Genomic DNA, 2,128 nt, shown 5'->3' on the forward strand with positions numbered 1-2,128 from the left:
CGACAAAACGACGCACAGCTTAGTGCAAAATCCGGGGCTTTTTTCTTGGAAGCCGTTTTTGTTTATCAGTTCTTTGGTTTTTTCAAAAAACTCGCGATAGTCTTTTAGGTGGTTTTGGATTGTTTCCTCAAATTTTTGGTCTTGGGTTTCGCATAATACCCTTTTTAGCGAGATTATGCCCAGCGCGGCGTTTTTATGTATCAGGTTAAGCAGTTCTTTGTTTTTGTCCATACATATCCTCCTTATATATACATTGTGTCCAACCCATAGAAATTTAATTCCCAAAAAATATATTAACTTTTAATTATTTACAAGCGTCTTTCCATAAAAAATTACTATATAAAAATCAATAAAAAATGACATAATCCCCTTGTAAACATATGTTCAAATATGGTATTTTGGTAGTGTAAGGCGGAGGTTTAACTTATGAATTTTGTTTATATAAGGGCCATGCTGGATTGTTATAAACATATTGATAAGCTGGCGGACGCTTTGGACAAAAGGGTAATGGACATCGCCCTTAAGTCCTCGGGCTTTGACGGCAATTTTCGGCCTGCAACGCATTACATAAAAGCTGTTACCGCGCTGACCAACCAAAAAATAGAGCTTATTAATATTAAGGCTATTGTTTTGGATATGGTAAAAAGCCTGCCTTACAAATACCGCCTAGCGGCCAAATATAGATACATTGACTGCCTAAAAGTCCGCGAGATAGCGCGGCTTTTGGGTTTAAGCGTAAGAAGCGTTTTTAGGCTGCTTGAGCAGCTGCCCCAATACTGCGACGAATACTTAAACCTATGCGGTCTTGACGACCGATGGTTTTTGGAAAATTACGGCGCGCAAAAATGGATAACGAAATATATAAAACAGCCAATCAAAAACACAGAAATAAAAACTGGCTTTAAGGCGTTAAGCCGAAATTACTCGGCGCCCCAAACTCAAGAGGCTTTTCTTGGCTTAAATATCAAATAAATCAAAAACACCACGGGGATGCAAATAGCGAGCGCTATTATTATTTGCGTCCAAAAATTATAAGTGTCATTGAGCTTTTCCTCGGGGTCTTGGACGCTGGGCAAGGGCTTGGGCGAAGTGTCGTTTGGGATTATTATCTCGTTTTGCACGGCGACATAATCGGCATAGACATATCCGTATTGGGTCTTAGCGCCGTTTTGGATCTTTATATAATACCAATACGCAGAGCCGCTGTTTAACTCTTGCCCAAGCGTTTTGTTGTAGTATTGCGCGCTCGCGCCCGAAGGAAGCGTCGCCACAAGCTCCGAGGTCGCGTCGGGCAAAGCTCTTACATTGGCGGTAATATCGCCCGAAATAGTCAAAAACAAATTGCTTGGGAAGCACGATACAGGCTCGTAGTCTTTTATATTGATAGCCGAAAACTTAACATAGCCGATTATATCGTCATAGCGGACTTTATAAAAGACTTGATCGACCTGTTCCAAAACTTCCACAAAATATGTCTCAGGCAAAAAAAAGTAAACATTATCGGGCGTGTCCAGGTCCGCTGGGTTGCGGTAAAGGACAGAATTCGCCTCCACGATTAAGCCGTAGCCTAGCGAGGCTGCGGCTTTGCAGTCGTTTTTTAAAAACGCCGTCCACAAAACAATAGACAATGCGCACAAAAACAGGCAGAAAACCCTTTTCATTATCCAAATTATACGCCCAAAGCGCCGCCGTTTATACTACTTTTTTCCATTTTATAGTCGAAAATTGGTATCTAAATATTATGGAGTTAAAACAAAAAGTCCAAAGATATTTGGCACTCAAACAAGAACTGCAAAACCGCCAAAACGAGGACCGCTTGGCGCGCTATAACAAGGGCGAATTGGTCCACAAAAAACAAATGATGTTCCACCGCTCGCCCGTCCTAAGCAGATGGGTGTTTGGCGGCAACCGCAGCGGCAAGACCGAGTGCGGCGCGGTTGAGGCGGTTTGGCTGCTTAGGGGCATTCATCCATACAAGCAAAACCGCCCCAATGTAAGCGAGGCGAGCTTATAAGCGCGGACTTGTATTTGCTGGGCGAAAACCTAAAAGGCTATGAGCCCGACTGTTGCTTGCAGCTTGTAAACAGGCAATCCAAAAACCTGGCGGCGTATTTGGCGGGCGGTAAAA

General features: G+C 43.0%; 4 protein-coding genes. 2 read left to right on the forward strand and 2 right to left on the reverse strand.

The features are described from left to right. A partial coding sequence (locus GX756_01745) for a hypothetical protein (GenBank protein NLC16588.1) occupies nt 1-231 on the reverse strand: 231 nt, incomplete at its 3' end. A gap of 195 nt (nt 232-426) precedes the next feature. Here GX756_01745 and GX756_01750 point away from each other — a divergent pair. Further along, nucleotides 427-972, forward strand: coding sequence for a hypothetical protein (locus tag GX756_01750; protein ID NLC16589.1), 546 nt, complete (start codon nt 427-429; stop codon nt 970-972). Here GX756_01750 and GX756_01755 read toward each other — a convergent pair. Continuing rightward, entirely contained in the window at nt 939-1,661 is a 723-nt protein-coding gene (locus tag GX756_01755; protein NLC16590.1) for an SH3 domain-containing protein, read from the reverse strand. The two genes, GX756_01750 and GX756_01755, sit on opposite strands and share 34 nt — an antisense overlap. Nucleotides 1,662-1,741: 80 nt before the next feature. Between GX756_01755 and GX756_01760 the strand changes: the two genes are divergently transcribed. Continuing rightward, a complete protein-coding gene (locus GX756_01760; protein ID NLC16591.1) occupies nt 1,742-2,014 on the forward strand; it encodes a hypothetical protein in 273 nt (90 codons plus the stop codon). The last annotated feature ends 114 nt before the right edge of the window (nt 2,015-2,128 follow it).

It is taken from the genome of Clostridiales bacterium, assembly GCA_012512255.1.
Taxonomy (GTDB): domain Bacteria; phylum Bacillota; class Clostridia; order Christensenellales; family DUVY01; genus DUVY01.

Excerpts from the sequence above, each read along its gene's own strand:
- GX756_01760 (NLC16591.1), top strand. The coding sequence starts at position 1,742 with ATGGAGTTAAAACAAAAAGTCCAAAGATATTTGGCACTCAAACAAGAA.
- GX756_01755 (NLC16590.1), bottom strand. The coding sequence starts at position 1,661 with ATGAAAAGGGTTTTCTGCCTGTTTTTGTGCGCATTGTCTATTGTTTTG.
- GX756_01750 (NLC16589.1), top strand. The coding sequence starts at position 427 with ATGAATTTTGTTTATATAAGGGCCATGCTGGATTGTTATAAACATATT.